Below are 24,982 nucleotides of genomic sequence, written 5' to 3' on the forward strand. Positions count from 1 at the left end.
ATGCGTTAAGAAAGGTGCATGATGCTGAAAAAGATCTCCCGACTGTTCAAGATCAAGACCCGCTGGGAAGCCTTTCTCATCATCTACGCCTTGGCGCTGGGCGCCATGGACCGCGGCACGCACTATCTGGAGCAGTATCCAGGCTGGGGCGGCTACATGCTGATGGCGGCCTGCAGCGGCGCTGTATTCCTGGGCGGCGCGAAGATCCTCGACTGCCTGAAATACGAACGCGCCGAGGCGGAAGCGCGCAAGGCGATCCCCGAGAAGTTTTGAGTAAACCTTCACGAAAACTGTTCGACAGCTTGGCAGGCGGGATGAGCTTCATGCCCGTCACCCTGACAGGCTGTGGCTGTTTCGCAGCCTCGATCATTTTTATGCTCGGCGTCATCTTTGTCGGAACATCACTCGGCGAAGCGTTAGATAGCTCGATACCGGAGATCATTGGCTGGCTGGTGGCCGGCATAGTCTTCATTGCCTCGATGCGCTTCGCCCGAAGCCACAGTTAGGGCCAAAGAATTCATGTAATCTGGAAAGTTGGGGTGGGGGTTTCTGTTGCTAGCTACCCCCGGAGCCCCGGAATCCGCTTCTGTTGCCCGGTGGGTCCAACCGCGCTTTAGCTTTGTAAATTCAGTCCGTTAGGACATCAAATTACGCAGCGATTGCGAGTGCTTCGTTATCGTTGGCACTTGTGTGTTTTGAACAGTTTTACGGGGTACTCAGCCCGAGCAAAAACACCGTCTTTCAGCACACGTCGATCCTGGTTCGGCCCCGTCAGGACCCGCGGAAAACCGCGGATTTTGGTGGAGCCGCCGGGTACTGCCCCCGGGTCCGCTGTACCTATTGCACGGCGCAATTTATCGCCATAGCCCGCCGAAGCGAGCACGACTCATATAGGCGATAATCGCTTAATGTGAAGTGACAGCGACGGACAGGGAGCGGACAGCATGGGTCACGCCCCGGTCCGGAACCTACCCCATGGGGCCCTTGCCCGGCGCAGCAGGCGCCCCGCCCTTCAGCGTGTCGCGAATCTCGGTCAGCAGCTCGATCTCGGTCGGGCCGGCGGGCTCCTCCGCCGCGGCTGCCTCTTCCTTCTTCTCGAACCGTTCCTGCACCTTCTTGGTATAGCGGACGAGCAGGAAGATCACGAAAGCCAGGATCAGGAAGTTGATCACGGTGGAGACGAAGTTGCCCCAGGCCAGCACGTTGGCCCCCGCTTCCCGCGCGGCTTCCAGCGACATGCCCGGTTCGATCACGTCGCCGCCCGCCAGCACGATGTACTTGTCGCTGAAATCCACATTTCCGAACACCGCACCGACGATCGGCATGATTATGTCGGCGGTCATGCTGGCCACGATCAGTGCGAATGCCCCGGCGATGATCACCGCCACGGCCAGTTCCATCACGTTGCCCTTGGCGATGAAGGCCTTGAAATCGTTAAGCACGGCTGGAGTCCCCTTCGTGATCCCGTTGAACAGAAGGGACGACCCTGCCCCAATCAACATTTGTTGTGAAGTGCGGCCTAGGCCGCGGCCTTCTCCCGGCGCATCTCGGCGAGGATTTCCTTGAGCACGTCCAGCTGCGGATCGGTGGGAATGTCACCTTCCTTCGAACTGTCGCTTGCCTGCTTCTGCTTCTCCTGCATCTCGTCCAGCACACGGTTCACGGTGCGAAGGATGAAGAACAGCGCCAGGGCGATGATGAGGAAGTCCACCGTCTGAGTGATGAAATCGCCATAGCCGATCATCGCCACGCCCGCCTCTTTCAGCTCGGCGTAGTTGGTCAGGCTGCCATCGTAATCGGCAGGAACCTCGCCCAGCAGGATGAACCAGTTGGAAAAGTCGATATCGCCGAAGATCCAGCCGATAACCGGCATGATCATGCTTTCGTTGAGCGACGTGACGATGCGTCCGAAGGCCGCGCCGATGATGACGCCCACGGCCAGGTCCAGCACGTTGCCGCGAGCGATGAATTTCTTGAATTCGGTGAACATGATTGCGAAAATCCCCTTCGTGTTGCGCTAGGCTGCAACGCGGATTGGCAAGGGTTTTTCCCGCTTGCAATCGCCCGACTGTCCTTGAACGCTCGCATCACCGTGCTATATAGGCAACACACCACGTTCTCTGGAGGGATCACGAACATGTTCACGCGCATGGCCAAGGCGGCCACCCTGATTGTCGGCAGCATCGCGCTGGCATCGTGCGGCATCAACTCGGTGCCCGCGGCAGAGGAGAATGCGAAGGCCAAGTGGGCCGACGTGGAGGCGCAGTTCCAGCGCCGCGCCAACCTGATTCCCAACCTTCAGGAAATCGTGATGAGCTCTGCCGAGGAAGAGCGCGAGACACTGAACGCGGTGATCGAGGCGCGCGCCTCGGCAACGCGGCCGGAAATCCAACTGGACGAGGACGACCTGAACGATCCGGAAGCCATGCAGCGCTACAGCCAGGCGCAGAGCGAACTCGGCGGCGCGCTGTCCCGCCTTCTCGTCTCGGTCGAGCAATATCCCCAGCTGCGCAGCCAGGACAATTTCGGTCGCTTCATGACGCAGCTCGAAGGCACCGAAAATCGGATTGCCGTGGCCATTCGCGACTACAACGAGGCCGTGCGCCAGTATAACACCACGATCCGCACCTTCCCCGATACGATCGGCGCGAACATCATCCACGGAGCGGAACCGATGGTGCCCTACGAGGCCGTGACCGAAGGCGCCGAAGTCGCGCCCGAACTCGACATGCGCGGCGAGTGAGGCTGACAGCAACTCCTCGTCCGCATCTGCGGCACATCTCAGTCCTGCTCGGCGTCCTGGTGGCGCCGTGCTGGGCGAGCCTTGCTGCCGCCCAGCCCTCCTTCCCCGAGCGCGGCACCGCGCCCGTGGTGGACGAGGCGAACATCATCGACGAGGCGACCGAGGCCCGACTGACTCAACAGCTCGACCGGTTCGAGGAAGAGAACCAGCGTCAGTTCGTCGTCGCCACGGTGGACAGCCTCGACGGCTACGAGATCGAGGAATACGGCTACCAGCTGGGCCGCGAATGGGGCCTTGGCGATGCCGAGAACGACGATGGCGTCATCCTGCTCGTCGCGCCGAACGAGCGGCGGATGCGGGTCGAGGTCGGCTATGGCCTGGAGGGCATCATTCCAGACGGCCTGGCCTTCGAATATATCGAGGGGATGAAGCCCTATTTCCGCGACGGCGATTATTCCGCCGGGATAGAATGGGGTGCCAACCAGATCATCCAGCAGCTTGAACTGCCGCCCGAGGAAGCAGCGCAGGTGGCCCAGCAGGCCACCGAGCAGCGCCAGAGCGACGGCGGCTTCCCCATCGGAACGCTGATCTGGCTGGGTTTCATATTCTTCTTCTTCATCCTCCCGATGCTGGGCGGCGGCAAGCGGCGACGCTATCGCCGTGGCGGCGTCGGCGGCGTGGTGGGCGACATCATGCTGTGGGAAGCGGGCAAGGCCATCGCCCGCGGTATCGACGGCGGGGGCGGCTGGGGCGGCGGTGGCGGCTTCGGCGGCGGTGGCGGCTTCGGGGGCGGTGGCGGCTCTTTCGGAGGCGGCGGCGCCTCCGGTGGCTGGTAAGGCGAGGCTGGTCAGATGCCCATACTGAACGAAGCGCAGCACAAGATCGTCTCCGACGCGGTGGCCGAGGCGGAAGCGAACACCAGCGGCGAGATCGTGCCTGTCCTGGCCGAGCGATCCGACGACTATTCCGACATTGCCCTCACCTGGGCGGCGGCCGTCGCCTTCACCGCGATGAGCGCCTTCGCCTTCGTGCCCCGCCCCTTCCTCGATCTGTGGGATCGGCTGGCAGGCGGGTGGGAGCATGAATGGACCACCGGCGAAACCGCCACCATGACCATCGCGCTGGGCCTGATCGCCTTCATCGCCATGTGGCTGGTGCAGCTGGCGCCGGCGATCCGGTTCGCCCTTGTCCCGCGCCCGGTCAAGCAACAGCGCGTGCGCCAGCGTGCCATCCGTCATTTCAAGGTCGGCGCCGACGGGCGGACCCACGGGCGCACCGGCGTCCTGCTGTATCTTTCCATGCGCGAGCACCGGGCAGAGATCGTCGCGGACGAGCCGATCCACGAGAAGGTGGAAGCGGAAGTATGGGGAGAGGCCATGGCCGACATGCTGGACGAGATCCGCAAGGGCTGCATCGCCGAGGGCATCGCGGCGGGCGTGCGCGACGTGGGCCAGGTGCTGGCTCCGCACTTCCCCCGCCGCGACGATGATACCAACGAACTGCCGGATCGCTTGATCGAACTGTAAGGCTCGGATAGCCCGGCTGTCATGAGCACGCCCGACGCCGACGCACCCGAGGAAATAGTTTGGCAGGGCAAGTGGATCGTCGCCAAGAGGCGCGGGCGCTGGGAATATGCGGGCCGCGCCAACAGCATCCGGGCCGCGGTGATCCTGGCGGTCGAGAACGGCGAGATCCTGCTGGTTGAGCAGTACCGCGTACCGCTGGGCCAACGGTGTCTCGAACTGCCCGCGGGCCTGATCGGCGACGATGACGGCGGCGAAGACGACGATCCCCTGAATGCCGCGAAGCGCGAGCTCGAGGAGGAAACCGGCTATGCCGCCGCGCACTGGCAGGACTGCGGCGACTTCTTCTCCTCCCCCGGCATGGTGAGCGAAAGCTTCACGCTGCTGAAGGCCACCGGGCTGACCAGGGTCGGCCCCGGCGGGGGCACGGATGGGGAGGACATCACCGTCCACCGGGTGAAGCTGGCCGAGTTCCCGCAGGTGATCGAAGACTTCCGCGCGCGCGGCATTGGCGTCGATACGCGCATGCTGCTGGCACTGGGTCCGCATCTGCTGGGAGATTGCACGTGAAGGTCATCGTATTGGGATCGGGAGCCATGGGCTGCCTGTTCGGCGCCGCCTTTCACCGCGCTGGCGCCGAGGTGACTCTGGTGGACGTGAACCGCGAACACATCGACGCGATCAATGCGAATGGCCTCGAGGTCGATCTGCGCGGCGGCGTGGAACGCCTGCCGATCCGCGCCGCCCTGCCCGAGGCTGTGACCGATCCGGTCGACCTGGTGCTGGTCTTCACCAAGACCTTCCACACCGCTGCCGCACTGGAGGGTATTGCCGCCGCGATCGGGGACGATACCCACCTGCTCAGTCTCCAGAACGGGCTTGGCAACGACCGGCGGCTGGCGGGCTTCGTTGCCGACGAACGCGTGATGGTCGGGGCCAGCATGTTGCCGAGCGACATGGTCGGTCCGGGGCGCATCCGCAGCCACGGGGAGGGTTATTCGAAGCTTTCCCCGGCGTTCGGCAGCGATACCGCGATGGCGACACGCATCGCGGCCATGCTGTCGGAAGGCGGGCTCGAAACCGTGCTGGATCCCCAGATTCACGAGGCGATCTGGTCCAAGGCTATCTTCAATGCCGCGATGAACCCGCTGTGCGCCCTCACCCGCCGCACGCCCGGCTTCCTTGGCGCGAACCGGGAGGCGCGCGACACCATCGAGGCAGTCGTGAGGGAGGGGGTAGCCACGGCTCGTGCCGCAGGCGTGGACATCGACGCGACGCCAATCCTCAACCTGACCCAGACCAGCATGACCGACCACGCCGATCACGAGGCGAGCATGTTGCAGGACATGAAGGCGGGCAGGCGGACGGAGATCGACGCGATCAACGGCGCCATCGTGGAAGCGGCGCAGGAACAGAGCCTTTCCGCCCCTGTCACGCAGACCCTGTGGCACCTCGTGAGGCTGGAAGAGGCCAAGCTTTCCTGAACGACACTTTGACTTTGTCTGGAGAGTGGCTAGCACACACTCCGCACCGGAGGATGAGGAGGCATTCGGATGGCGACAAGGAGCGTCACTTTCTACGATCTGCAGGTTTCGACCGGGGCCACCATCAGCCCGTTCGTCTGGGCCACCAAGTTCGCGGTGAAGCACAAGGGGCTGGACCTCGACGTGGTGGACGGCGGCTTCACCGGCATCATGGAACGCACCGGCGGCAGGACCGAGCGCCTGCCCGCCATCGTCGACGACGGAAAATGGGTGCTCGATAGCTGGGGCATCGTCGAATACCTCGACGAAACCTATCCCGACGCGCCGCCGCTGATCCCGCACGAAAGCGTGGCGGTGATGATCCAGGCGCTGGACGCGTGGTTCTGGAGCACGGCGGTGGGGCCGTGGATGCGCTCCTACTGCGCCGACTATCGCAACGTCTGTTTCGAGCACGACAAGGAATACGTCACCAGCTCGCGCGCGGTGATGCTGGGCGGCAAGCTGGAGGATATCCAGGCCGGGCGCGAGGATCGCCTGCCCGCTATTTCCGCCGCGCTGGAACCGTTGAGGCTGGCGCTCCGCAACAGCGATTTCCTGGGCGGCAGCAGCCCGAACTACGCCGACTACCGCATCATCGGCGGGTTCCTGTGGCTCGCATCGCTGGCGCAGACACCGGCGCTGGCGGCGGACGATCCTTTGCGCGGCTGGTACGAGCGGGTATGCGCCCTCTACGGGGGCCTGGGGGAGCACCCCGGCCTGTTCCCCATCTTCGGCCTCGAACAGCGCGAAGGGGATCCGGACCTGTTCGTGCGCGACGCCGGACTAGGCGGCATCTTCAAGCGCAACACCGGCCCGGCATCGACCAGCGCCGAAACCGCGAAGATCGGCAAGCCGGACTGATCGTATGCGCATTCTCGTGACCCGCCGCTGGCCCGAACCCGTCGAACGCGCGCTGCGCGAGCGGTTCGACGTCGTTCTGAACGAGAGCGACCAGCCGCTGAGCCAGGCCGATCTTGCCTCGGCCATGGGGGAGTTCGACGTTCTGGCCCCCACCGTGTCCGACAGGATCGACGCCGATGTGATCGCGGGCGGGGACAGGTGCAGGCTGATCGCCAACTACGGCGTCGGCTTCGACCATATCGACGTGGCGGCAGCGAAAGCGGGCGACGTGGCCGTGACGAACACCCCCGGCGTTCTCACCGACGCCACAGCAGATCTCGCGATGACGCTGATCCTGATGGCCGCCCGCCGAGCGGGCGAAGGAGAACGTGAACTGCGCGCCGGGAACTGGAGCGGCTGGCGCCCCACCCACCTGATCGGCAGCGCGTTGAAGGACAAGGTGCTGGGCGTCGTCGGCTTCGGCCGCATCGGACAGGCGACCGCCGAACGGGCGCGGCACGGCTTCGGCATGAAGATCGCCTACTACGCAAGGCAAGCCAGGGACGAGGCGGCGGCGCTGGATGCCGAGTTCTGCCCCGCCCTGCCCGATCTGCTGGCGAAATCGGATTTCGTTTCGCTGCACGTGCCGGGCGGCGCGGAAACCGAGAACCTGATCGACGCAGATGCCCTGGCGACGATGAAGCCGGGAAGCTACCTGATCAACACCGCGCGTGGCGGTGTGGTGGATCACGATGCCCTCGCCGCCGCACTGAAAGCCGGTCATCTCGCGGGCGCTGGCCTCGATGTCTATCCGCACGAGCCCGAGGTGCCCGAGGCCCTGCTCGATCTCGAGAACGTCGTCCTGCTGCCGCACCTCGGCAGCGCGAACGCCGAGACGCGCGAGGCGATGGGCATGCGCGCGCTCGCCAATATCGAGGCATTCGCCGCCGGAAAGGCCCTGCCGGACTGCGTGGCATGAGCGACCCGATCGACGACCTGATCGCCGCCGAGGGTCTCCCCGCCGACTATCGCCAGATCGTGGAGCAGCATTGGCAGCCGCTGGCGACGCGCATCGCCCGCTTTCCCGCCGCCCGCGCGCCGCTAGTGGTGGGCATCAACGGGGCGCAAGGATCCGGCAAGACAACGCTGTGCAAGTTCCTGGAAGTGCTGCTTGCCCGCCGCCAGATCCGCGCCGTCACCCTCTCGCTCGACGACCTCTACCTCACCCGGAGCGAGCGGCAGGAACTGGCGAAGAACGTGCATCCCCTGTTCGCCACGCGCGGCGTTCCCGGCACCCACGCCGTCGCCATGGGCCTCGGCATCATCGAGGACATGCTGGCGGGCCGCGAGCTGGACCTGCCGCGCTTCGACAAGGGCAAGGACGACCGCGCCGAAGACGGCACCCGCATCACCGGACCGGTCGACGTGCTGCTGCTGGAGGGTTGGTGCGTCGGCGCGAAACCGCAGGATGCCGAAGCTCTCGCCGAACCGGTCAACGATCTGGAACGGCAGGAAGACCCGGAGGGTATCTGGCGCGGACTGGTGAACCACTGGCTGTCGGAAGACTACGCCCGCCTGTTCGAGCAGATCGACCTGCTGATCATGCTGAAGGTCGACGATTTCGCAGCCGTGCGCCGCAATCGCGCCCTGCAGGAAGACAAGCTGCGCGCCGCCGATCCCGATGCGCCGGGCCTGATGGATGCAGAGGCGCTGGACCGCTTCTGCGCGCATTACGAGCGGCTGACCCGGCACATGCTTGCAGAAATGCCCGACCGCGCCGACGTGGTGATACCCATAGGGCCGGACCAGAGACCGAGAGACACCGGCGAAGATTGACTTTGCCCGATGGACTCATGCGCGCTTCCGCCATAGTCTGCCCGGCCGGAAGGTGACGCGTCGCAGACAGGCGCGCATCGGGGAGGAAATTCGTTCATGTCCGCAGGGCGTCTTGTCACCGCTTTGATTCTCGGCCCCCTTGCGCTGGCCACTGCCGCTTGCGGCGATCTGGAAGCGAGCGCTGCGGGCGCAGGCAATGTCACGCAGGCCCGCCTGCTGGATGCCGACAGCGATCCCGCCAACTGGATGGCCCACGGCCGCACGTGGAGCGAGGACCGCTTCAGCCCGCTGGACCAGATCAACAGCGAGAACATCGGGCGCCTGAGCCTCGCCTATGCGGTCGAGTTCGATACCAACCGGGGGCAGGAGGCCACACCCATCGTGGTCGACGGCGTGATGTATGTCTCCACCGCGTGGTCGAAAGTCATGGCGCTGGATGCTGCCACGGGTGAACAGCTGTGGTTCTACGACCCGCAAGTGGACGGCGCGAAAGGCGCGCATGCCTGCTGCGACGTGGTGAACCGCGGCGTGGCTGTGTGGGAGGGCAAGGTCTTCGTCGGCACGATCGACGGGCGGCTTGTGGCGCTGGACGCCGCCACGGGTGATGAGCTGTGGGACGTCGTCACCGTAGATCAGGAACAGCCCTACACCATCACCAGCGCGCCGCGCGTGGTGAAGGACAAGGTGATCATCGGCAATTCGGGCGCGGAGCTGGGCGTGCGGGGCTATCTGGGTGCCTACGATGCCGACACCGGGGAGCAGGTCTGGCGCTTCTACACCGTTCCGGGCAATCCGGCGGACGGCCCCGATGGCGCGGCTTCCGATGCCGTGTTCGAGGAATTCGCCGCCGAAACGTGGTCAGGCAAATGGTGGGAAATGGGCGGCGGCGGCACCGTGTGGGATTCCATCGTCTACGACGCCGAGCTGGACCAGTTGCTGGTGGGCGTGGGCAACGGTTCGCCGTGGAACCACCGCGCGCGCAGCGACGGCAAGGGCGACAACCTGTTCCTCGCCTCGATCCTCTCGCTTGATCCCGACACCGGGGCCTACAACTGGCACTACCAGCAGAACCCCGGCGAGACCTGGGATTTCACCGCCACCCAGCAGATGACGCTGACCGACATGGACGTGGACGGCGAAAGCGTGCCGGTGGTGATGCAGGCTCCCAAGAACGGCTTCTTCTACGTGCTCGACCGGCGCGATGGCTCGCTGCTGAGCGCGGAGCCCTATGCCGAGCAGAACTGGGCCGAGCGTATCGACCTTGAAACGGGGCGCCCGGTGGAAATTCCCGAGGCACGTTTTGCCGACGCGCCCTACCTCGTCACCCCGAGCGGCCTTGGCGCCCATGCCTATCATCCGATGAGCTATTCGCCGCAGACGGGCCTTGTCTACATTCCCGCCATGCAGACCCCGTCGGCCTACATGGACGATGTGAACTACACGCGGAACATCGGGCGCTGGAATACCGGCGTCATCTTCCTCACCCCGCCGGAGGGGCTGGTGCCCGGCGACACGCCCGAGGCGCGCCGCGCCTATGTCACCGCCAATACCAAGGGCACGCTGGTGGCCTGGGACCCGGTGGCGCAGGAAGCGCGCTGGAGCATCGAGCGCGAGTGGCCGTGGAACGGCGGCACGCTGGCGACTGCCGGCAACCTGGTGTTCCAGGGCCTGCCCGATGGCACCTTCAACGCCTACGACGCGCGCGACGGCGAGCATCTGTGGAGCTTCGACGGGCAGCGCGGCATCGTGGCGGGCGGCATCTCCTATGCGGTGGATGGCACGCAGTACATCGCGGTGGTGGCGGGCTACGGCGGTTCGATGGGCATGGCCAGCCAGGCCGACTGGATGCGCCGCCCTCCGCCCAACGGCATGTTGTTCGTCTTCAAGCTGGACGGCGAGGGGGAATACGATCCTCTGCCTCCGCACGAGCCTCCGCCCTATGTCGCGACCGGCGAGACGTTCAGCGCGGAAACCGTCGCCATGGGACAGGAGGCCTATCTTGGCTTCTGCACGATCTGCCACAACGGCCCTGTCAATCCGAACCTGATGCGCAGTGTCTATGCCACCGATGCGCGGGCATGGAACGCCGTGGTGATGGACGGCGCGCTGTCGGATAACGGCATGGTCAGCTTCGCGCCATGGATCGATGCCGAACAGAGCGAGGCGATCCGCGCCTATGTCTTGAGCGAGGCCGCGCGCCGGGCGGAAGAGGACAGCGAATAGTGGCTGAAGCAACCGATGTCGTGATCGTGGGCGCGGGGCCGGTGGGCATGCTCACCGCCCTTGCGCTGGCGCAGACAGGCGCCAGCGTGCGGGTGCTGGAAAAGGAACCGCACATCATCAACAGCCCGCGCGCGGCGGTCTATTTCCCCTCGACGCTGATCATCCTGAAAGAACTGGGCATCCTCGACGAATTGCTGGAGATCGGCTTCACCAACCGCACCTTCGGCACGCACATACCCGAATTCGACTACCACTCGGTGGTGGAGACGAGGCCGGTGGAGGGCATTCCCTTCGATTACCAGTTGCACGCCGGCCAGCATGACGTGGCGCGCGTGGCCATGGAGCACGCGCAGAAACTGGGCGTGGAGGTGCTGTTCGATCACGAGGTCACCGCCATTGCCGAGGACGGCGACGGCGTGACTGTGACCGCCGGGGGCACGGACTTTCGCGCCCGCTGGCTGATCGGCGCAGACGGCGCGCGCAGCACCGTGCGCAAGCTGGCGGGGATCGAATTCGAAGGCCACACCTGGCCCGAACGCTTCGTCGCCACCAACGTGAAATTCCCTTTCCAGGAGCTGGGATACCAGCAGGCGAACTTCGTCTGCGATCCGGTGAACATGGCGGTGATCGCGCAGCTAGACCGCGAGGGGCTGTGGCGTTGCACCTACATGGAGGATGCCGCCCTGCCGCTGGAAAGCTACGAGGACCGGATTCACCAGCGCTACGAATGGTTCATGCAGGGACGCAAGGATTACGAGATCGTCTCCTCCAGCCCCTACATGCTGCACCAGCGCGCGGGCGAGACGCTGCGCAAGGGGCGCGTGCTGCTGGCGGGCGATGCCGCCCATGCCACCAACCCGTGCGGCGGACTTGGCCTGACCTCGGGCGTGTGGACGGGCGTCGTGCTGGCCGACGTGCTGGGAGCGGTGCTGCGCGGCGAGGAGGACGAAGCGATCCTCGACCGGTTTTCCGACGAGCGGCGGCGGATCTTCTGGGAGGTCGTCTCCCCCGCCGCCACCGAGAACAAGCGGATGCTGCAGGAAAGCGACATGGAGGCGCGCAAGCGTGACCTCGAGCATGTCCGCGCGCTGGGGACGAACCCCGAAAGCGGGGCGCTGCTGATGCTGTTCGCCTACAAGGTGATCGGCGATACCCTCCGCCCCGCCAGCCGCTGGGCCGATGCCGATCCCAGCAACCGTGTCGCCATCGACATCAGCGGAAGACAAGGACAGATCCATTGACGAGACTTCGCCCACTTCTTGCCGGCGCTGCCGCGCTGTCGCTGGCCTTCCCCGCCCTGGCGCAGCAGGAACCGGCGGACGGCGACTGGCCGCACTATGCGCGCAACCACGCGGGCCAGCGTTATGCGCCGCTCGCCGACATCACCCGCGACAACGTGGACCAGCTGGAACGCGCCTGGGAATTCCGCCTGCGACCGCAAGGCGGCGGATTCATCCTGGCGGGCACCGTGCCCAGCGTGGTGGACGGCATCATGTACCTGCCGCTGGGCGATTCGGTGGTGGCGCTGGAAGCGCACACGGGCCGCGAGATCTGGCGCCATGCCATCCAGAACACCACGGTCCGCCGCCGCGTCACCTACTGGGCGGGCGACGGCGAGACGGGAGCGCGGCTGTATTACAACGGCGGTAACGAGATCGTCGCCATCAGCGCCGAAACGGGCGAGATCGTGGAGACCTTCGGCGACAACGGCCGCGTCGGGTTCGAGGTTCGCTATTCCTATCCGCCCAGCATCTTCGGCGACGTGCTGGTGATCGGTGCCTCGACTCCCGAACTGCCCACCGGGCCGCTCGGCAATTCCAAGGGTTACGACGCGCGGACGGGCGAGCTGCTGTGGGATTTCAACACCGTGCCGCAGCCCGGCGAGATCGGGCACGAGACATGGCTGGACGAGGGCTGGCGCGACAGGCCCGGCAACAACATGTGGGTCTGGTACATGACCGGCGATGTCGAGCGCGGCCTGATCTACATGACGCTCGGCAGCCCCGCCCCCAACTATTACGGCGGCGACCGGCCGGGCGACAACCTGTTCGGCAATTCCATCCTCGCGCTGGATGCCCGCACGGGCGAGTACCGCTGGCACTTCCAGACCATCCATCACGACCTCTGGGACTGGGACCTGCCCGCCCCGCCGGTGCTGGTGGACGTCGAGAAGGACGGCGAGACGATTCCCGCCCTCGCCCAGACCGGGAAGCCCGGCCTGATGTACATCCTCGACCGCCGCACGGGAGAGCCGGTGCACGGGGTGAACGAAATGCTGGTGGCACGGGCCGACGTGCCGGGCGAATGGTATTCCCCCACCCAGCCGATCCCCGTCGCGCCCGAGCCGCTTTCGCGCATGTGGTGGACGCCGGACGACGTCGTGACGGAAGCGGATACCAACGCGGAGCACGTCGCGGCCTGCCACGCCCTGCTCGACAGCTATGGGGGCAGTTTCTTCAATGCCGGGCCGTTCACGCCGTTCTTCCTGCACGAGGAAGGCGATCCCCCGCGCGCCTCCATCAACCTACCGCACAACGGCGGTTCGAACTGGGGCGGCAGCGCGGCGGATCCCACCACCGGCTACGTTTTCGTCAACACCAGCGAGAGCGGTTCGATCGGCTGGATCGAGGAGCGCGATCCGGAAGGCGACTACGGCCGCGGAACCGCTGCATCGTCGCAAGAATACGATCGCGGATCGCTGAGCGGACCGGGCGCCTATTCCAGCTTCTCCGCCAGTTTCACCGACGAGGACGGCCAGCAGGTCAACCTGCCCTGCATCCGCCCGCCGTGGGGTCGCCTCGTCGCCGTGGATGCCAACACCGGCGAAATCGCCTGGGCATCGAAGCTCGGCACCACGCCCGAACTGGGCGAGGACAAGCAGGATACGGGCTCCAACAACACCTTCGGCGGGCCGATGGTGACGGCGGGCGGCCTCGTCTTCATCGGCGCGACCTCGGACGGGATATTCCGCGCCTTCGACTCCGCCACCGGCGAAGTGGTATGGGAAGAGAAGCTCGATTACGCCGCCAACACGGTTCCGATGAGCTATCGCGGCGCGGACGGGCGCCAGTATATCGCCGTCGTGGCCGCGGGATCGGGCTTCGGCCCGCCGCAAATGGGGCCGGACGGCCCGCTGAACAACGAGAGCCTGATTACCTGGGCCCTTCCGGAGGATTGATCGTCATGCGCCTCGCATTCACGTCACTTGTCGCCACCGCCCTGGTGGCCTGCACCGCCACCGCGCAGGAGGAAGGCGTGCGCACGCCCGAAGGCGCGCTGCTCGATACCAGCGGCGACCTGGCCTATGAGCCGGGCGAGCTTACCGAAGCCCAGCTGCGCGACGACAACGGCGACATGTTCGTGCAGGATTCGATGAACGTCTTTCGCCGCTTCCCGCGCGACCTGACCGAGGAAATGGTGAATTTCTACGTCAACGCGCTGGGCCTGCGATCGCTCAATCCGATCCAGCTTACCGATACGCAGCAGATGATCCTGACGGGTGTGGGAAGCGGACAGGTGAAACTTTCCGCCGGGCAGCAGGGGGATCGCAGCTACGATCTTTCCGGCGGGCTCAAGGGCGGAACCGGTATTCGCTACCTTCGCTTCACCTACCCGGATGCCGACATCGTGCGCGAGCGGTTCGCCGAGGCGGGCCTGCCCGAACCCGAATTCACGCAAGCCGACGGCTTCCCCGCAGCACTCGTTACCGATCCGGCGGGACTATCCATCCTGATCGCGATCGATCCCGAGGCGAAGGATCGATCCGATGACGGCATCGGCGTCGGCATCGCGGTGTCGGATCTGGAGGAATCGCGCGCATTCTACCGAGACTTCGTGGGACTGGAGGAGCTGGACGCCGTCACGTCGCGGCAGCTTGGCCTTACCCTCTATCCCTACCGTCACGACGAGACGACCGTGCTGCTCTACGAGGTAGCCGAGGGCCTGCCTGCCGATACCGGCAGTTCGGGCATCCAGTACGTGGTGCGCGACGCGGCCCTGGCCGCTGCCAGGGCGGATCATCGCGACATCGCGGTGGAAACCCCGCTCAACCGCCTGCGCGGGTTCGATCTCACCACCGTGTGGCTGAACGATCCCGATGGGGTGACGAACTATTTCGCGCAGGTCGGCCCAAATTCGCGCACCGCGCGGGAGCAGGCAGGCGACTGATACGAAAAAGGGGGCCGCAAAGCCCCCTCCCCCGTCTAAACTATGGGTCCGATTCTAGTCGGCCTTGTTTTCCACGATGTACTGCGAAAGCGCCTCGATCTCTTCCTCGCTCACCATACCACCGAAGCTGGGCATCGCGCCCTGGCCGTTGCTGATGATCTGGTTGACGTAGGCGATGGTCAGCGTGTCGTTTCCGTCCAGCGCGGGGCCGATGTGGCCATATCCGTTGGCGTCGGCAAAGCTGTGGCAGGTGCCGCAACCGTACTGGCTGAACAGCGCGCGGCTGGATTCGACCTGGGCGTCCGTCAGCGGAGCAACTTCCTCTGCCGCGGCCTCACCTTCCTGGGCCATCGGAGTGAAGGACGGAGACGCCAGGGCAGTCGCACCGAGTGCGACGAGAGCCAACTTGCCAAAATTCTTTGCGGACAAAACCATCTATCTCAAACCCCTTCGAAAATTCATGTGCGGGCCAGTGCGATCTCGGCCCTAGTCAATATGTGATTTAACAGAGTCAAACTTTACCGCAGATTTATCGGGTGTTGCGACCCGCTAAAAAATTGGACATTGTCAACAAGACGCGCCACTACCATCTAAGCCGGGGGTCGGCAAGACAGGTTATTGCGCCTAAAGGCGGGTGGACAGGAGAGACCATGAGCAAGCCCAATCGTATCCGTGCCGGTGTGACGGCCCCTGCCCTCACGCTGCTTCTGGCGCTTGCCGCCTGCAACCAGGCGGAGGACGTTCCGCCGCTGGGCACCGCGCAGCAGATGATGGCGCAGGAAGTGCAGCCCACTGCCGAGGTGTTCTGGGGCGCGGTCGGCTCCAAGAGCGAACTGATCGACGGTGAACCGGTCTTCACCGACTGGCAGCCGGAAGGCGATGTCGAATGGGAAGAGGTTCGCGCCTCCGCAGCGCGACTGGGCGAACTGGGCCGGGTGCTGATGACCCCGGACTATGCAGAGGGTCGCGGCGATGACTGGATCGCCTATTCGCAGGGCCTCGTCGATGCCGCCGTGCAGGCCGAACAGGCGGCGCTCGCCCGTGATCCCGACGCCGTGTTCGAGGTGGGCGGCACGATCTATGCCGTGTGCAGCGCCTGCCACCGCATGTATCCCCCCGAACAGCTGCCCGAAGGCGTGACCGTGGACGACATCGCCCAGCCGCGTCCGAACGAAGACCTGTCGCTCGAGGAATACGTCGAGGAGAGTGAGCCCGACTAGTGGGATACCTGCTCATCAAGGCTGCGATATCGGGCGTGATTGTCGCCGTGGCGTCGGAAGTGGCCCGACGCTGGCCCGGCGCAGGTGCGCTGATCGTCTCGCTGCCCCTGGTATCAATTCTGGCGATGATCTGGCTTTGGCGCGACACGTCCGACGTGGAAAGGTTGGCGGACCATTCCAGCGCCACGTTCTTCTTCGTCCTTCCTTCGCTGCCCATGTTCCTGCTGGTTCCCTTGCTGCTGCGCCAGGGGATGGGATTCTGGCCCGCACTGGCGCTGGGCTGCGCGCTTACGGCCGTGCTTTACCTGGCGATGGTGGTGATCGGCGCGCGCTTCGGGCTGGACCTGTGAACCGCGCCGTTCCTGTCGCCTTTGCTGGGCTTGCCGTCGCCCTCCTGCTCACTCCGTTGGCGGCCTTCGCGCACGATGTGGCCGAAGGCGACAAGGCCTTCGTTCGCACCATAGACGGCCCGGCGATCATCCCCTTCATGTACCTGGGCGCCAAGCACATGGTGACCGGCTACGATCACATCGCCTTCCTGGTGGGCGTGGTGTTCTTCCTGCACCGGCTGAAGGACGTGCTGCTCTACGTCTCGATGTTCGCCATCGGCCATTCGATCACCCTCATTGGCGGCGTGCTGATGGGAACGGGCGCCAATGCCTATATTGTCGATGCCATCATCGGCGTGTCGGTGATCTACAAGGGGGTGGAGAATATCGGCGGATTCCAGAAGCTGGGCTGGAATTTCGATACCCGCATCGCGGTGCTGGTGTTCGGCCTGTTCCACGGCCTTGGCCTCGCGACCAAGGTGATGGACCTGGGCGTCTCGCCCAACGGCCTGCTGACCAATTTGATCGCGTTCAATGTCGGGGTGGAACTGGGTCAGGTAATCGTGCTTACGCTCGTGGTGCTGGCGCTGGCGGCGTGGCGGCACAGGGCCAGCTTCAAGCGCTATGCCTTTGCCGCCAACGTCGCGCTTATTCTCGTGGGCGTGGCGCTGACGGCCTATCAACTGGAAGGATACTTTTCGTCATGACACAGATCGCAGCCGATGGATCGCGCGCGAAGGGGCGCCGCGGGCTCTTGCTGGGCGCGGGCCTTGGCGCCGTTGCCGCCCTGCTGGTGCTCGTCGTGCTGCCTGCCGAAACCGGGTGGGACCCGACGGGCGTGGGCGAAACGCTGGGTCTTACCGAGATAGCCGAGCCCACCAACCTCGAACTTGAACGCGGCATGGCGCGCATGGAGAGCCAGGAAGTGCTCACCGTGTCGGAGACGCCGCTGCCCGCCAGCGACGGCGTGTCCGACGTGTGGGAATACGAGTTGCTGCCGTTCGAATCCGTCGAATTCAAGTACACCATGCCCGAAGGCCAGCCGATGACGTTCCGCTGGGAGGGTACCGATACGCTCGCCTACGACATGCATGCCCACCCCTTCGAGGGCGGGGAAGAAGTCACCGAGAGCTATGGCGTGGACGAAGCGCAGGCGATGAACGGCCTCTACACCCCGGCCTTCACCGGCATCCACGGCTGGTTCTGGGAAAACCGCTCGATGAACCCGGTCATGCTGCGGCTCGAAGCCAGCGGCGCGATGACGGCGTCCACGGTCTATTCCGCCGCGGGCGAGCAGGAGCGCGTGCTGGAAGGCGCGGCGGAAAGTCCGCAGGGCAGCGTGGAGGGCCACGAGATGCAGTCGCCCGACGAACCGGCTGCGACACAATGATACAAATTGCGTGAGTCCGAAATTTCCGGATTTTATCAATTTCGGTGCCGTTTCACCCTTGTTGAGCAGGGGCGAATCCGGCTAGGCAGAGTCATGCAAGACGGCCGATCAGGCTGCGTATCAACATGGGAGCATTGGGTTGATCACTTCGAACTGTCGTAACAGGTCCGCGCGCAAGGCATCGCTGCGCATTGCCCTGGCCGCTTCGCTCGGGCTGGCGCTGGCCGCCTGCGCCGCAACGCCGCAGGGCGAAATGGCGTCCGCCTCTTCGGGCGTGGTTGGCGTGTCGGACTATGACTATGCCGGCTGGGATGCCTATCTCGGCGGCGGCGACAGCTCGCAGTATTCCTCGCTCGACCAGGTCAACCGCTCCAACGTCTCGCAGCTCGAGATCGCCTGGGAATTCCCCACCGGCGAAGGCATGCCCCCGCTGTTCAACCCGGTGGTTGCGGGCGGACGGATGTACGTGATCAACGGCTCCGGCCAGCTGGTCGCTCTCGATCCCGCCACGGGAACGCAGATCTGGGAAAGCAGCCTCGAAGGCCGCATCGGCACCCGCGGGATCAACTACTGGACCGACGGCGCGGGTGACGAGCGCCTGATGGTGCTCAACAACGGCATCCTGCGCGCGGTCGACGCCTCCACCGGCGAGGTGATCGAGAGCTTCGGCGGCGATGGCGGGGTGGACCTGCGCGATGCCCTGCCGGGCGACGTGGCCATGCCCGGCGGCCCGCTGCAGACCAACAATCCCGGCCGCATCTACCGCGACACAGTGATCATGAGCCTGCCCGCAGGCGCCTATGACTATGCCAGCGCGCCGGCCAACATCCAGGCCTACGACGTGCGCACCGGGGCGCTGAAGTGGACGTTCAACACCGTCCCGCGCGAAGGTGAATTCGGCCACGACACCTGGCCCGATACGGAAGATTTCAGCAAGTTCGGCGGCGTGCACAACTGGTCCGAAAGCACCATCGATACCGAGCTGGGCATCATCTACATTCCCACCGGCACGCCGCGCTACGACTTCTACGGCGGCAACCGCGAAGGCGACAACCTGTTCGGCAACTCGATCATCGCCATCGACGCCGAGACGGGCGAACGCATCTGGCACTTCCAGACCGTGCACCACGACCTGTGGGACTTCGACCTTCCGGTGGCGCCCAAGCTGATGACGATCACCCGTGACGGCGAGGAAATCCCCATCGTCGTGCAGGTGACCAAGCAGGGCTACATCTTCACTTTCGACCGCCGCACGGGCGAGCCGATCTGGCCGATCGAGGAAGTCCCGGTTCCGGCCAGCAACGTGCCCGGCGAACACGCCAGCCCGACCCAGCCGGTCCCCACCTGGCCCGAACCCTTCATGCGCACGCAGTTCCGGCCCGAGGATATCAATCCCTACCTGCCGGAAGAGGATCAGGAGGCTCTGCGCGAGCTGTTCGCCAATTCGCGCCCCGATTCCGGCACCGGCCCGTTCGTGCCGCCCAGCATCGAGGGGACCATCGGTTTCCCCGGCCATAACGGCGGCGCCAACTGGGGCAACGTGGCGGTGGACCCGGTGAACCAGCGCCTGTTCGTGGTCAGCCGCGAATTGCCGCTGCTGCTGAAGATCCAGGCCGACAACCGGCCAGAGGCGCTGGAAGCCATGCCCAACGCCGACGGGGAAGACCTGCCCTATCGCTGGCCGGTCAATTTCATGCTGCAGTCGAACGGCATGGTGGCGATCAAGCCGCCCTTCTCCAACCTCACCGCCTACGACATGAACACCGGCGAGCAGCTGTACTCCATTCCCAACGGCGAGATCCTGACGCTGGAGGAACAGGGCATCACCGGGGTCGGCGCGCAGACGCCGCGGTCCGGCCCTGTCGCCACGGCCGGCGGCCTGCTCTTCGTCAACACGGCCAGCGACCGGGCCTTCCGCGCCCGCGATGCCGCCACCGGCGAGATCCTCTGGGAGCATCGCTTCGACGCCGGGACCGAGGGTGTTCCCGCCGTCTACGAGGTGAACGGCCGCCAGATGATCACCGTGCCTGTCGGCGGCATGGGCCACTTCCTGGGCGGCCTCGGCCTGCCCGAGCCCGGCCCCAGCCGCTATGTGACCTTCGCCCTTCCCGCTGGAGCCGAGTAATGATCTGGCGGGTCTTCCCCTTGCTTGCTGCCGCCTCGCTGGCCTTGCCGGCGAGCGCGCAGCAAGTGCCGGAAGACCTGACCGTGATGCCGCCGGTCCCCGCCGATTTCGCGCCGCCGCGCACGAGCTGGGGCGATCCCGATTTCCGCGGCACTTTCCCGATCGACGACATCGCCCGCATCCCGTTCGAACGGCTTCCCGAATACGGCGACCGCTTCTGGCTGACGGAAGCGGAGTTCGCGGAGCGGCAGGGGCAGATCGAGGCGACCGAGCAGAACACCGAGGCCGCCGCGAATGCCAGCGACAGGCTTGGCTTCGCTGCCTTCCTCACGGCGAACGCGTCCGGCCGCAGGACTTCGCTGCTCGTTTCGCCGGTCGACGGAAAGCTTCCGGAACTCACCCCCGATGCCCGGGCGAAGTACGCCGCGGGGCGGTCCAGCTGGACCGACGGCGTGGACTTCGACTGGACATCGGATTTCGATACCTTCGACCGCTGCATCACGCGCGGGTTTCCCGCCACCATGATGCCGCACCGCTACAACAACGGCATCCGCGTGATGCAGGCACCGGGTCACGTCGTCATCATGACGGAGATGGTGCACGAGGCGCGCATCGTTCCGGTGATGGCGCGCGAGGAAATGGCCGCGCAACGCTGGCCAGCCGGAACGCGGACGTGGCTGGGCCAGTCGCTCGGCTGGTGGGATGGCGACACGCTGGTGATAGAGACCGGCAACCTGCGCACCGGCGACAGCGTCGATGACGATCACCACGCGCGCGGCCCTTCCCCGCTCAACCTGGCGACCCATGGCCGGGAGCCGTGGAACATCCTTCCCACCAGTCCGGATGCCCGGGTGGTCGAACGCATCACCATGACCGGGCCGGACTCGCTCGTATACGAGGTGACCTACACCGATCCGCAGGTCTTCACCCAGCCCTGGACGGCACGGCTCGATTGGTCCCGCGACGAGGATTACGAACTGTTCGAATACGCCTGCCACGAAGGCAACGTGCAGATCCGCAACTACATCACCGCAAGCCGCGCCGAACGTGCCGCGGGTGCGAACGGAGAATGACAATGAAACGCCTTATGCTCGTCTGCGGAGCGCTGGCTCTTGCTGCGCCGGTTGCGGCCCAGCAGAGCGTGCCCGACGACCTGACCACGATGCCGGCGGTGCCGGACGACTACACGCCCGCCACCACCCCCTGGGGCGACCCCGATTTCCGCGGCATCTGGCCGCTCAACGATTTCGCCGAGCTGCCGGTGAACCGCCCTGCCCAGTACGGCGACCGCTTCTGGAAGACCGAACAGGAAATCGCGCAGGAACAGGGCCGCGTGGAGCAGCTTGAGGAAGCCTACGAGACGGAGGACGAGGAAGGCACGATCGGCCTTGGCCACTGGATCGAGTACCAGGCCGGAAGCCGCCGCACCTCGATGATCGTGTCGTCGCAGGATGGCCGGCTGCCCGCCTTCACCGAAGAAGGAAAGCGCCGCTCTGCGCTGATGCGTGCCAGCTGGATCACCGGGCAGACCTTCGACTGGGTCACCGATTTCGACAGTTGGGATCGCTGCATAACGCGCGGTTTCCCCGCCAGCATGTTCCCCTTCCGCTACAACAACGGCGTGCGCATCTTCCAAGCGCCCGGCTACGTCACCATCGCGCTGGAGATGCTGGGAACCCGCGTCATACCCGTTTCCGGCGAGGAAGAGCCATGGCCCGCCGGCGTTGACGGCTGGTTCGGCAACAGCCGGGGCCGCTGGGTAGACAGCAACACGCTGGAAGTGGTGACCACCAATATCAAGCCGGGCGCTTCCGCGCTGAACGTGGCGACCCGCGGCGTGCCTTCCGGCAATTCCATCCCGATGAGCGAGGAAGTGACCGTGACAGAGCGGTTCCACATGGTGGGCCCCGACACGATCACCTACGAGATGCACTATTCCGATCCGGTCGTGTGGGAGGACGATTTCACGCTGCGGGTAAACTGGTCGCGCGATGACGATTACGAGTTCTACGAATACGCCTGCCACGAGGGGAACGTGCAGGTTCGCAATTACATCACCGCCGACCGCACCCGTCGGCAACAGGAATACGAACGCGGAGCCATGGTGGAGCCGATCGATCCGAACGCCGGACCGCCCCCGGCCATGGACCCGGCCAGCCGCGGCACCCAGCAACGAAATACCGAGGAGACTGAATGATGCCCCGTAATACTCTGAAGACCATCGCCGTGATCACGGCCAGTGCCTTGGCGCTGACGATGCCCGCCGCCGCGCAGGATACCGTTCCTGACGACCTGACCACGATCGCGCCGGTGCCGACCGACTTCGAGCCGCCGCGCACCAGCTGGGGCGCCCCGGATTTCCGCGGCATGTTCCCCATCGACAATATCGCCAGCATCCCGATGCAGCGGCCGGAACGCTTCGGCGCCCGCTTCTACCTGAACGACGAGGAATACCAGCAGCGCCTGGAACAGGCGAGCGGCTCGGACGAACGCTACGAGGCGGAAGACGAGGCCGGCACCATCGGCTTCGGCCACTGGGTGGAATCCGACGCGTCGGGCCGCCGCACCTCGCTGCTGGTCTACCCGGAAGACGGCCAGCTGCCGGATATGACCGAATGGGCGCAGGAAATGTACCAAGCCGGTCGTTCCAGCTGGACGCCCAACACCCACTTCGACTGGGTGGACGATTTCGATACCTGGGATCGCTGCGTGACCCGCGGCTTCCCGGCCTCGATGTTCCCGTTCCGCTACAACAACGGCATCCGCGTGATGCAGGCGCCGGGCTATGTCATCATCTCGCTGGAAATGATCCACGACGCCCGCGTGATCCCGATCGTCGATGGCCCCGAAGCGGCTGACGCCATGCGCTGGCCGGACGAAGTGCGCACGTGGATGGGCCAGTCGATCGGCTGGTGGGAAGGCAATCAGCTGGTGATCGAGACCACCAACATCGAGGACGGTGCCAGCGTTTCGGAAGACAACTACGAACGCGGTCCCAGCCCGCTGAACATGGCGACGATGGGCGTTCCGCCTTTCAACACCATCCCCACCAGCGATCAGGCCCACGTGCTGGAACGGCTGACGATGACCGGCCCCGACCACATCGTCTACGAGCTGACCTACACCGACCCCGAGGTCTTCACCGACAAGTGGACGGCCCGCCTCGACTGGACGCGTGACGAGGAATACGAGTTCTTCGAATACGCCTGCCACGAAGGCAACGTGCAGATCCGCAACTACATCACGGCGGCAGCTGCCGGTGTCGAGAACACCGAAGGCGGCGCTGCCGAGGGTGAAGGCGGCGGCCATTAAGGCCTGACTCGAAACGGGCGCGCCGGGACTACCGGTGCGCCCCTTTTTTTCGCCCGCACCAACGGGCAATGCAAAGCGGGATGGATGCGATGATGAGGACTTTTGCAAGCGGCGCCGTGATGGCGCTGGCCAGTTTGGCGATGGGCGGCTGCGCGACCGCGCAGGAGGCGCCGGGCGCATCGGCTACCATCGCGAGCGGCCCCGTCGCGACCGATAACGGCCTTGTCCAGGGCGTGTCATCGGAAGCCGTGGGCGGCGTCACGGTCTTCAAGGGCATCCCCTTTGCCGCTCCGCCCGTGGGCGACCTGCGCTGGGAAATGCCGCAGCCCGCCGCCGACTGGGACGGTGTCCTGAATGCCGATACCTGGGGCGATTCCTGCGTGCAGAATCCCGCGCCGCAGCGCTTCCCCGTCAATTCCGCCACCGACATGCCGGATAGCCCCGGCACGTCAGAGGACTGCCTCTATCTCAACGTCTGGACGCCTGCCGACAGCGCGGACGAGAACCTGCCGGTGATGGTGTGGCTCTACGGCGGCGCCTATAACGAGGGCGGCGGCTCCAGCCCGTTCAGCCATGGCGACTACCTGGCCGAGAAGGGCGTTGTGATGGTCACCTTCAACTACCGCGTCGGCTCGCTGGGCTTCTTCGCCCACCCGGAACTGACCGAGGCGAACGGCGCCAGCGGCAACCAGGCGCTGGGCGATGCCATCGCCGCGCTGCAGTGGATCCAGGACAACATCGCTGCCTTTGGCGGCGATCCCTCGCGCGTTACCATTTTCGGCGAAAGCGCCGGCTCCGCCATGAACGCCGCGCTGGTCGGCGCGCCGCCGGCCGAAGGGCTGTTCGCCCGTGCCATCGCGCAGAGCGGAACGTTTCAGGGTCTCAATATCGGCCAGATGGTGCCGCGCGAGGCAGCGCAGCAGCGTTCGCTGGGCGCGGCGGCAGAGAATTTCGGCACCACCAGCCTGGCCGAACTGCGCGCCCTTCCGGCAGAGGAAGTGCACACCAACATTCCCGGCCAGGGCATGATCGTCGACGGCTATATAATCCCCGAAGACCTGGCGATCACCTTCTCCGAAGGGCGCCAGCTGCCGGTGGACGTGCTGGTGGGCTCCAACGAGGACGAAGGCAGCTTCACCGCCATCTTCGGCCCGCCCGCCACGCTGGAAAGCTGGCAGCAGGGCGAAGCCATGCGCTGGGGTGAGCGGGTCGAAATGGGCCGTGCAGCCTATCCGGTCTCCACCGACGAGGAGGCGCGGGTCACCGCTACCCAGCCGTTCGGCGACAACATGAGCTGGCTGATGCGGCAGTACGCCGAGTGGCAGGGCGCCATCGGCGAAGGGGCCTATCACTACTGGTTCCGCCACGATCCGCCCTATGACGCGGACCGCGGCGATCTTGGTGCCGCGCATACGGGCGAAATTCCCTACGTGTTCGACAACCTGTGCGCCCCTCGCACCTTCCCCGGCGGTTCGTCCGTCGAGCTGATGTGCGACAATCCGGAGGAGGAGGCATTCGCCGATCTCGTTTCCCAGTACTGGGTGAACTTCGCGCGCACCGGCAACCCCAACGGCAATGGCCTGCCGCAATGGCCTGCTGTGGGCGAGCTGGACCCGAACGAGGTGTTCGTTCTGGACGCCGGAAATACCGGTGTCGCCGAATGGTTCGGCACCACCAAGGCCGATCTCTACGCCGCCATCTACCAGGATCGCGTGGGCGGACCGCTGGGACTTGATTAAGCGGATTGCCAC

26 protein-coding genes and 1 other RNA gene are annotated in these 24,982 nt (G+C 65.4%); 23 read left to right on the forward strand and 4 right to left on the reverse strand.

Going from position 1 to position 24,982, the window contains the following annotated elements; all coding sequences use genetic code 11:
- The first annotated feature begins 21 nt into the window (after positions 1-21).
- Positions 22-273 carry a hypothetical protein gene (locus AAA989_RS01820; RefSeq protein WP_338242170.1) on the forward strand — a complete coding sequence of 84 codons (252 nt, stop codon included), beginning with the start codon at positions 22-24 and terminating at the stop codon, positions 271-273.
- A 50-nt stretch (positions 274-323) separates the two neighbouring features.
- Positions 324-506 (forward strand): hypothetical protein, encoded by a 183-nt coding sequence (locus AAA989_RS01825; RefSeq protein WP_338240755.1) that lies wholly within the window; start codon positions 324-326, stop codon positions 504-506.
- A 69-nt stretch (positions 507-575) separates the two neighbouring features.
- On the opposite strand, the gene ssrA is transcribed toward AAA989_RS01825, so the two are convergent.
- The 3 genes from ssrA to mscL (AAA989_RS01840) form a co-directional block, all read right to left on the reverse strand.
- Positions 576-919: a transfer-messenger RNA gene (ssrA, locus tag AAA989_RS01830) on the reverse strand.
- A 49-nt stretch (positions 920-968) separates the two neighbouring features.
- Entirely contained in the window at positions 969-1,442 is a 474-nt protein-coding gene (mscL, locus tag AAA989_RS01835) for a large conductance mechanosensitive channel protein MscL (protein ID WP_338240757.1), read from the reverse strand.
- A 77-nt stretch (positions 1,443-1,519) separates the two neighbouring features.
- Positions 1,520-1,990 carry a large conductance mechanosensitive channel protein MscL gene (gene mscL, locus AAA989_RS01840; protein WP_338240758.1) on the reverse strand — a complete coding sequence of 157 codons (471 nt, stop codon included), beginning with the start codon at positions 1,988-1,990 and terminating at the stop codon, positions 1,520-1,522.
- A gap of 147 nt (positions 1,991-2,137) precedes the next feature.
- Between mscL (AAA989_RS01840) and AAA989_RS01845 the strand changes: the two genes are divergently transcribed.
- From AAA989_RS01845 to AAA989_RS01900, 12 genes are all read left to right on the forward strand, one after another.
- A complete protein-coding gene (locus AAA989_RS01845; RefSeq protein ID WP_338240759.1) occupies positions 2,138-2,743 on the forward strand; it encodes a LemA family protein in 606 nt (201 codons plus the stop codon).
- Positions 2,740-3,579: a TPM domain-containing protein gene (locus AAA989_RS01850; protein ID WP_338240760.1), complete on the forward strand. Its 840-nt coding sequence runs from the start codon at positions 2,740-2,742 to the stop codon at positions 3,577-3,579. The genes AAA989_RS01845 and AAA989_RS01850 overlap by 4 nt, the downstream gene beginning before the upstream one ends.
- Positions 3,580-3,594: 15 nt before the next feature.
- Positions 3,595-4,269: a TPM domain-containing protein gene (locus AAA989_RS01855; protein ID WP_338240761.1), complete on the forward strand. Its 675-nt coding sequence runs from the start codon at positions 3,595-3,597 to the stop codon at positions 4,267-4,269.
- 21 nt (positions 4,270-4,290) lie between these two features.
- On the forward strand, positions 4,291-4,836 hold the full coding sequence (locus AAA989_RS01860; protein WP_338240762.1) for an NUDIX hydrolase: 546 nt from the start codon (positions 4,291-4,293) through the stop codon (positions 4,834-4,836).
- Positions 4,833-5,750 (forward strand): ketopantoate reductase family protein, encoded by a 918-nt coding sequence (locus AAA989_RS01865; RefSeq protein ID WP_338240763.1) that lies wholly within the window; start codon positions 4,833-4,835, stop codon positions 5,748-5,750. Before AAA989_RS01860 ends, AAA989_RS01865 begins: the two co-directional genes overlap by 4 nt.
- A 69-nt stretch (positions 5,751-5,819) precedes the next feature.
- Positions 5,820-6,650 carry a beta-etherase gene (locus AAA989_RS01870; RefSeq protein ID WP_338240764.1) on the forward strand — a complete coding sequence of 277 codons (831 nt, stop codon included), beginning with the start codon at positions 5,820-5,822 and terminating at the stop codon, positions 6,648-6,650.
- A gap of 4 nt (positions 6,651-6,654) precedes the next feature.
- Complete coding sequence (locus tag AAA989_RS01875; protein ID WP_338240765.1) at positions 6,655-7,608, forward strand: 2-hydroxyacid dehydrogenase; 954 nt, start codon at positions 6,655-6,657, stop codon at positions 7,606-7,608.
- Positions 7,605-8,465, forward strand: coding sequence for a kinase (locus AAA989_RS01880; protein WP_338240767.1), 861 nt, complete (start codon positions 7,605-7,607; stop codon positions 8,463-8,465). The genes AAA989_RS01875 and AAA989_RS01880 overlap by 4 nt, the downstream gene beginning before the upstream one ends.
- 96 nt (positions 8,466-8,561) lie before the next feature.
- Positions 8,562-10,688: a PQQ-dependent dehydrogenase, methanol/ethanol family gene (locus AAA989_RS01885; RefSeq protein WP_338240768.1), complete on the forward strand. Its 2,127-nt coding sequence runs from the start codon at positions 8,562-8,564 to the stop codon at positions 10,686-10,688.
- Positions 10,688-11,929, forward strand: coding sequence for an FAD-dependent oxidoreductase (locus AAA989_RS01890; RefSeq protein ID WP_338240769.1), 1,242 nt, complete (start codon positions 10,688-10,690; stop codon positions 11,927-11,929). Before AAA989_RS01885 ends, AAA989_RS01890 begins: the two co-directional genes overlap by 1 nt.
- A complete protein-coding gene (locus tag AAA989_RS01895) occupies positions 11,926-13,866 on the forward strand; it encodes an outer membrane protein assembly factor BamB family protein (RefSeq protein ID WP_338240770.1) in 1,941 nt (646 codons plus the stop codon). The genes AAA989_RS01890 and AAA989_RS01895 overlap by 4 nt, the downstream gene beginning before the upstream one ends.
- 5 nt (positions 13,867-13,871) lie before the next feature.
- Positions 13,872-14,855: a VOC family protein gene (locus AAA989_RS01900; protein WP_338240771.1), complete on the forward strand. Its 984-nt coding sequence runs from the start codon at positions 13,872-13,874 to the stop codon at positions 14,853-14,855.
- Between the two features lie 54 nt (positions 14,856-14,909).
- On the opposite strand, the gene AAA989_RS01905 is transcribed toward AAA989_RS01900, so the two are convergent.
- Positions 14,910-15,206: a c-type cytochrome gene (locus tag AAA989_RS01905; protein WP_338240772.1), complete on the reverse strand. Its 297-nt coding sequence runs from the start codon at positions 15,204-15,206 to the stop codon at positions 14,910-14,912.
- 299 nt (positions 15,207-15,505) lie between these two features.
- On the opposite strand from AAA989_RS01905, the gene AAA989_RS01910 reads away from it, so the two are divergent.
- The 9 genes from AAA989_RS01910 (at position 15,506) to AAA989_RS01950 (ending at position 24,970) form a co-directional block, all read left to right on the forward strand.
- A complete protein-coding gene (locus AAA989_RS01910; RefSeq protein ID WP_338240773.1) occupies positions 15,506-16,075 on the forward strand; it encodes a hypothetical protein in 570 nt (189 codons plus the stop codon).
- Positions 16,075-16,425 (forward strand): DUF3147 family protein, encoded by a 351-nt coding sequence (locus AAA989_RS01915; RefSeq protein WP_338240774.1) that lies wholly within the window; start codon positions 16,075-16,077, stop codon positions 16,423-16,425. The genes AAA989_RS01910 and AAA989_RS01915 overlap by 1 nt, the downstream gene beginning before the upstream one ends.
- The gene (locus tag AAA989_RS01920) at positions 16,422-17,111 is read left to right on the forward strand and encodes a HupE/UreJ family protein (protein ID WP_338240775.1); all 690 of its coding nucleotides are present in this window, start codon (positions 16,422-16,424) and stop codon (positions 17,109-17,111) included. Before AAA989_RS01915 ends, AAA989_RS01920 begins: the two co-directional genes overlap by 4 nt.
- Positions 17,108-17,794 (forward strand): hypothetical protein, encoded by a 687-nt coding sequence (locus AAA989_RS01925; protein WP_338240776.1) that lies wholly within the window; start codon positions 17,108-17,110, stop codon positions 17,792-17,794. The genes AAA989_RS01920 and AAA989_RS01925 overlap by 4 nt, the downstream gene beginning before the upstream one ends.
- A 139-nt stretch (positions 17,795-17,933) precedes the next feature.
- Positions 17,934-19,919 (forward strand): outer membrane protein assembly factor BamB family protein, encoded by a 1,986-nt coding sequence (locus AAA989_RS01930; RefSeq protein ID WP_338240778.1) that lies wholly within the window; start codon positions 17,934-17,936, stop codon positions 19,917-19,919.
- Positions 19,919-20,992 (forward strand): hypothetical protein, encoded by a 1,074-nt coding sequence (locus tag AAA989_RS01935; protein WP_338240780.1) that lies wholly within the window; start codon positions 19,919-19,921, stop codon positions 20,990-20,992. Before AAA989_RS01930 ends, AAA989_RS01935 begins: the two co-directional genes overlap by 1 nt.
- Before the next feature lie 2 nt (positions 20,993-20,994).
- Positions 20,995-22,116: a hypothetical protein gene (locus AAA989_RS01940; protein ID WP_338240783.1), complete on the forward strand. Its 1,122-nt coding sequence runs from the start codon at positions 20,995-20,997 to the stop codon at positions 22,114-22,116.
- Complete coding sequence (locus AAA989_RS01945) at positions 22,113-23,231, forward strand: hypothetical protein (RefSeq protein WP_338240785.1); 1,119 nt, start codon at positions 22,113-22,115, stop codon at positions 23,229-23,231. The genes AAA989_RS01940 and AAA989_RS01945 overlap by 4 nt, the downstream gene beginning before the upstream one ends.
- Before the next feature lie 89 nt (positions 23,232-23,320).
- Positions 23,321-24,970, forward strand: a complete 1,650-nt coding sequence (locus tag AAA989_RS01950; protein WP_338240787.1) for a carboxylesterase/lipase family protein — start codon at positions 23,321-23,323, stop codon at positions 24,968-24,970.
- The last annotated feature ends 12 nt before the right edge of the window (positions 24,971-24,982 follow it).

Source organism: Aurantiacibacter hainanensis (assembly GCF_036321025.1).
Taxonomy (GTDB): Bacteria; Pseudomonadota; Alphaproteobacteria; order Sphingomonadales; family Sphingomonadaceae; genus Alteraurantiacibacter; species Alteraurantiacibacter hainanensis.

Bases quoted from the DNA above. Each gene is read 5' to 3' on its own strand.
- AAA989_RS01940 (WP_338240783.1), top strand. From the start codon at position 20,995: ATGAAACGCCTTATGCTCGTCTGCGGAGCGCTGGCTCTTGCTGCGCCG.
- AAA989_RS01870 (WP_338240764.1), top strand. From the start codon at position 5,820: ATGGCGACAAGGAGCGTCACTTTCTACGATCTGCAGGTTTCGACCGGG.
- AAA989_RS01860 (WP_338240762.1), top strand. From the start codon at position 4,291: ATGAGCACGCCCGACGCCGACGCACCCGAGGAAATAGTTTGGCAGGGC.
- AAA989_RS01950 (WP_338240787.1), top strand. From the start codon at position 23,321: ATGATGAGGACTTTTGCAAGCGGCGCCGTGATGGCGCTGGCCAGTTTG.
- AAA989_RS01880 (WP_338240767.1), top strand. From the start codon at position 7,605: ATGAGCGACCCGATCGACGACCTGATCGCCGCCGAGGGTCTCCCCGCC.
- AAA989_RS01935 (WP_338240780.1), top strand. From the start codon at position 19,919: ATGATCTGGCGGGTCTTCCCCTTGCTTGCTGCCGCCTCGCTGGCCTTG.
- AAA989_RS01900 (WP_338240771.1), top strand. From the start codon at position 13,872: ATGCGCCTCGCATTCACGTCACTTGTCGCCACCGCCCTGGTGGCCTGC.
- AAA989_RS01905 (WP_338240772.1), bottom strand. From the start codon at position 15,206: ATGGCCCAGGAAGGTGAGGCCGCGGCAGAGGAAGTTGCTCCGCTGACG.
- AAA989_RS01875 (WP_338240765.1), top strand. From the start codon at position 6,655: ATGCGCATTCTCGTGACCCGCCGCTGGCCCGAACCCGTCGAACGCGCG.
- AAA989_RS01885 (WP_338240768.1), top strand. From the start codon at position 8,562: ATGTCCGCAGGGCGTCTTGTCACCGCTTTGATTCTCGGCCCCCTTGCG.
- AAA989_RS01925 (WP_338240776.1), top strand. From the start codon at position 17,108: ATGACACAGATCGCAGCCGATGGATCGCGCGCGAAGGGGCGCCGCGGG.
- mscL (WP_338240758.1), bottom strand. From the start codon at position 1,990: ATGTTCACCGAATTCAAGAAATTCATCGCTCGCGGCAACGTGCTGGAC.
- AAA989_RS01845 (WP_338240759.1), top strand. From the start codon at position 2,138: ATGTTCACGCGCATGGCCAAGGCGGCCACCCTGATTGTCGGCAGCATC.
- AAA989_RS01910 (WP_338240773.1), top strand. From the start codon at position 15,506: ATGAGCAAGCCCAATCGTATCCGTGCCGGTGTGACGGCCCCTGCCCTC.
- AAA989_RS01945 (WP_338240785.1), top strand. From the start codon at position 22,113: ATGATGCCCCGTAATACTCTGAAGACCATCGCCGTGATCACGGCCAGT.
- AAA989_RS01825 (WP_338240755.1), top strand. From the start codon at position 324: ATGCCCGTCACCCTGACAGGCTGTGGCTGTTTCGCAGCCTCGATCATT.
- AAA989_RS01855 (WP_338240761.1), top strand. From the start codon at position 3,595: ATGCCCATACTGAACGAAGCGCAGCACAAGATCGTCTCCGACGCGGTG.
- AAA989_RS01820 (WP_338242170.1), top strand. From the start codon at position 22: ATGCTGAAAAAGATCTCCCGACTGTTCAAGATCAAGACCCGCTGGGAA.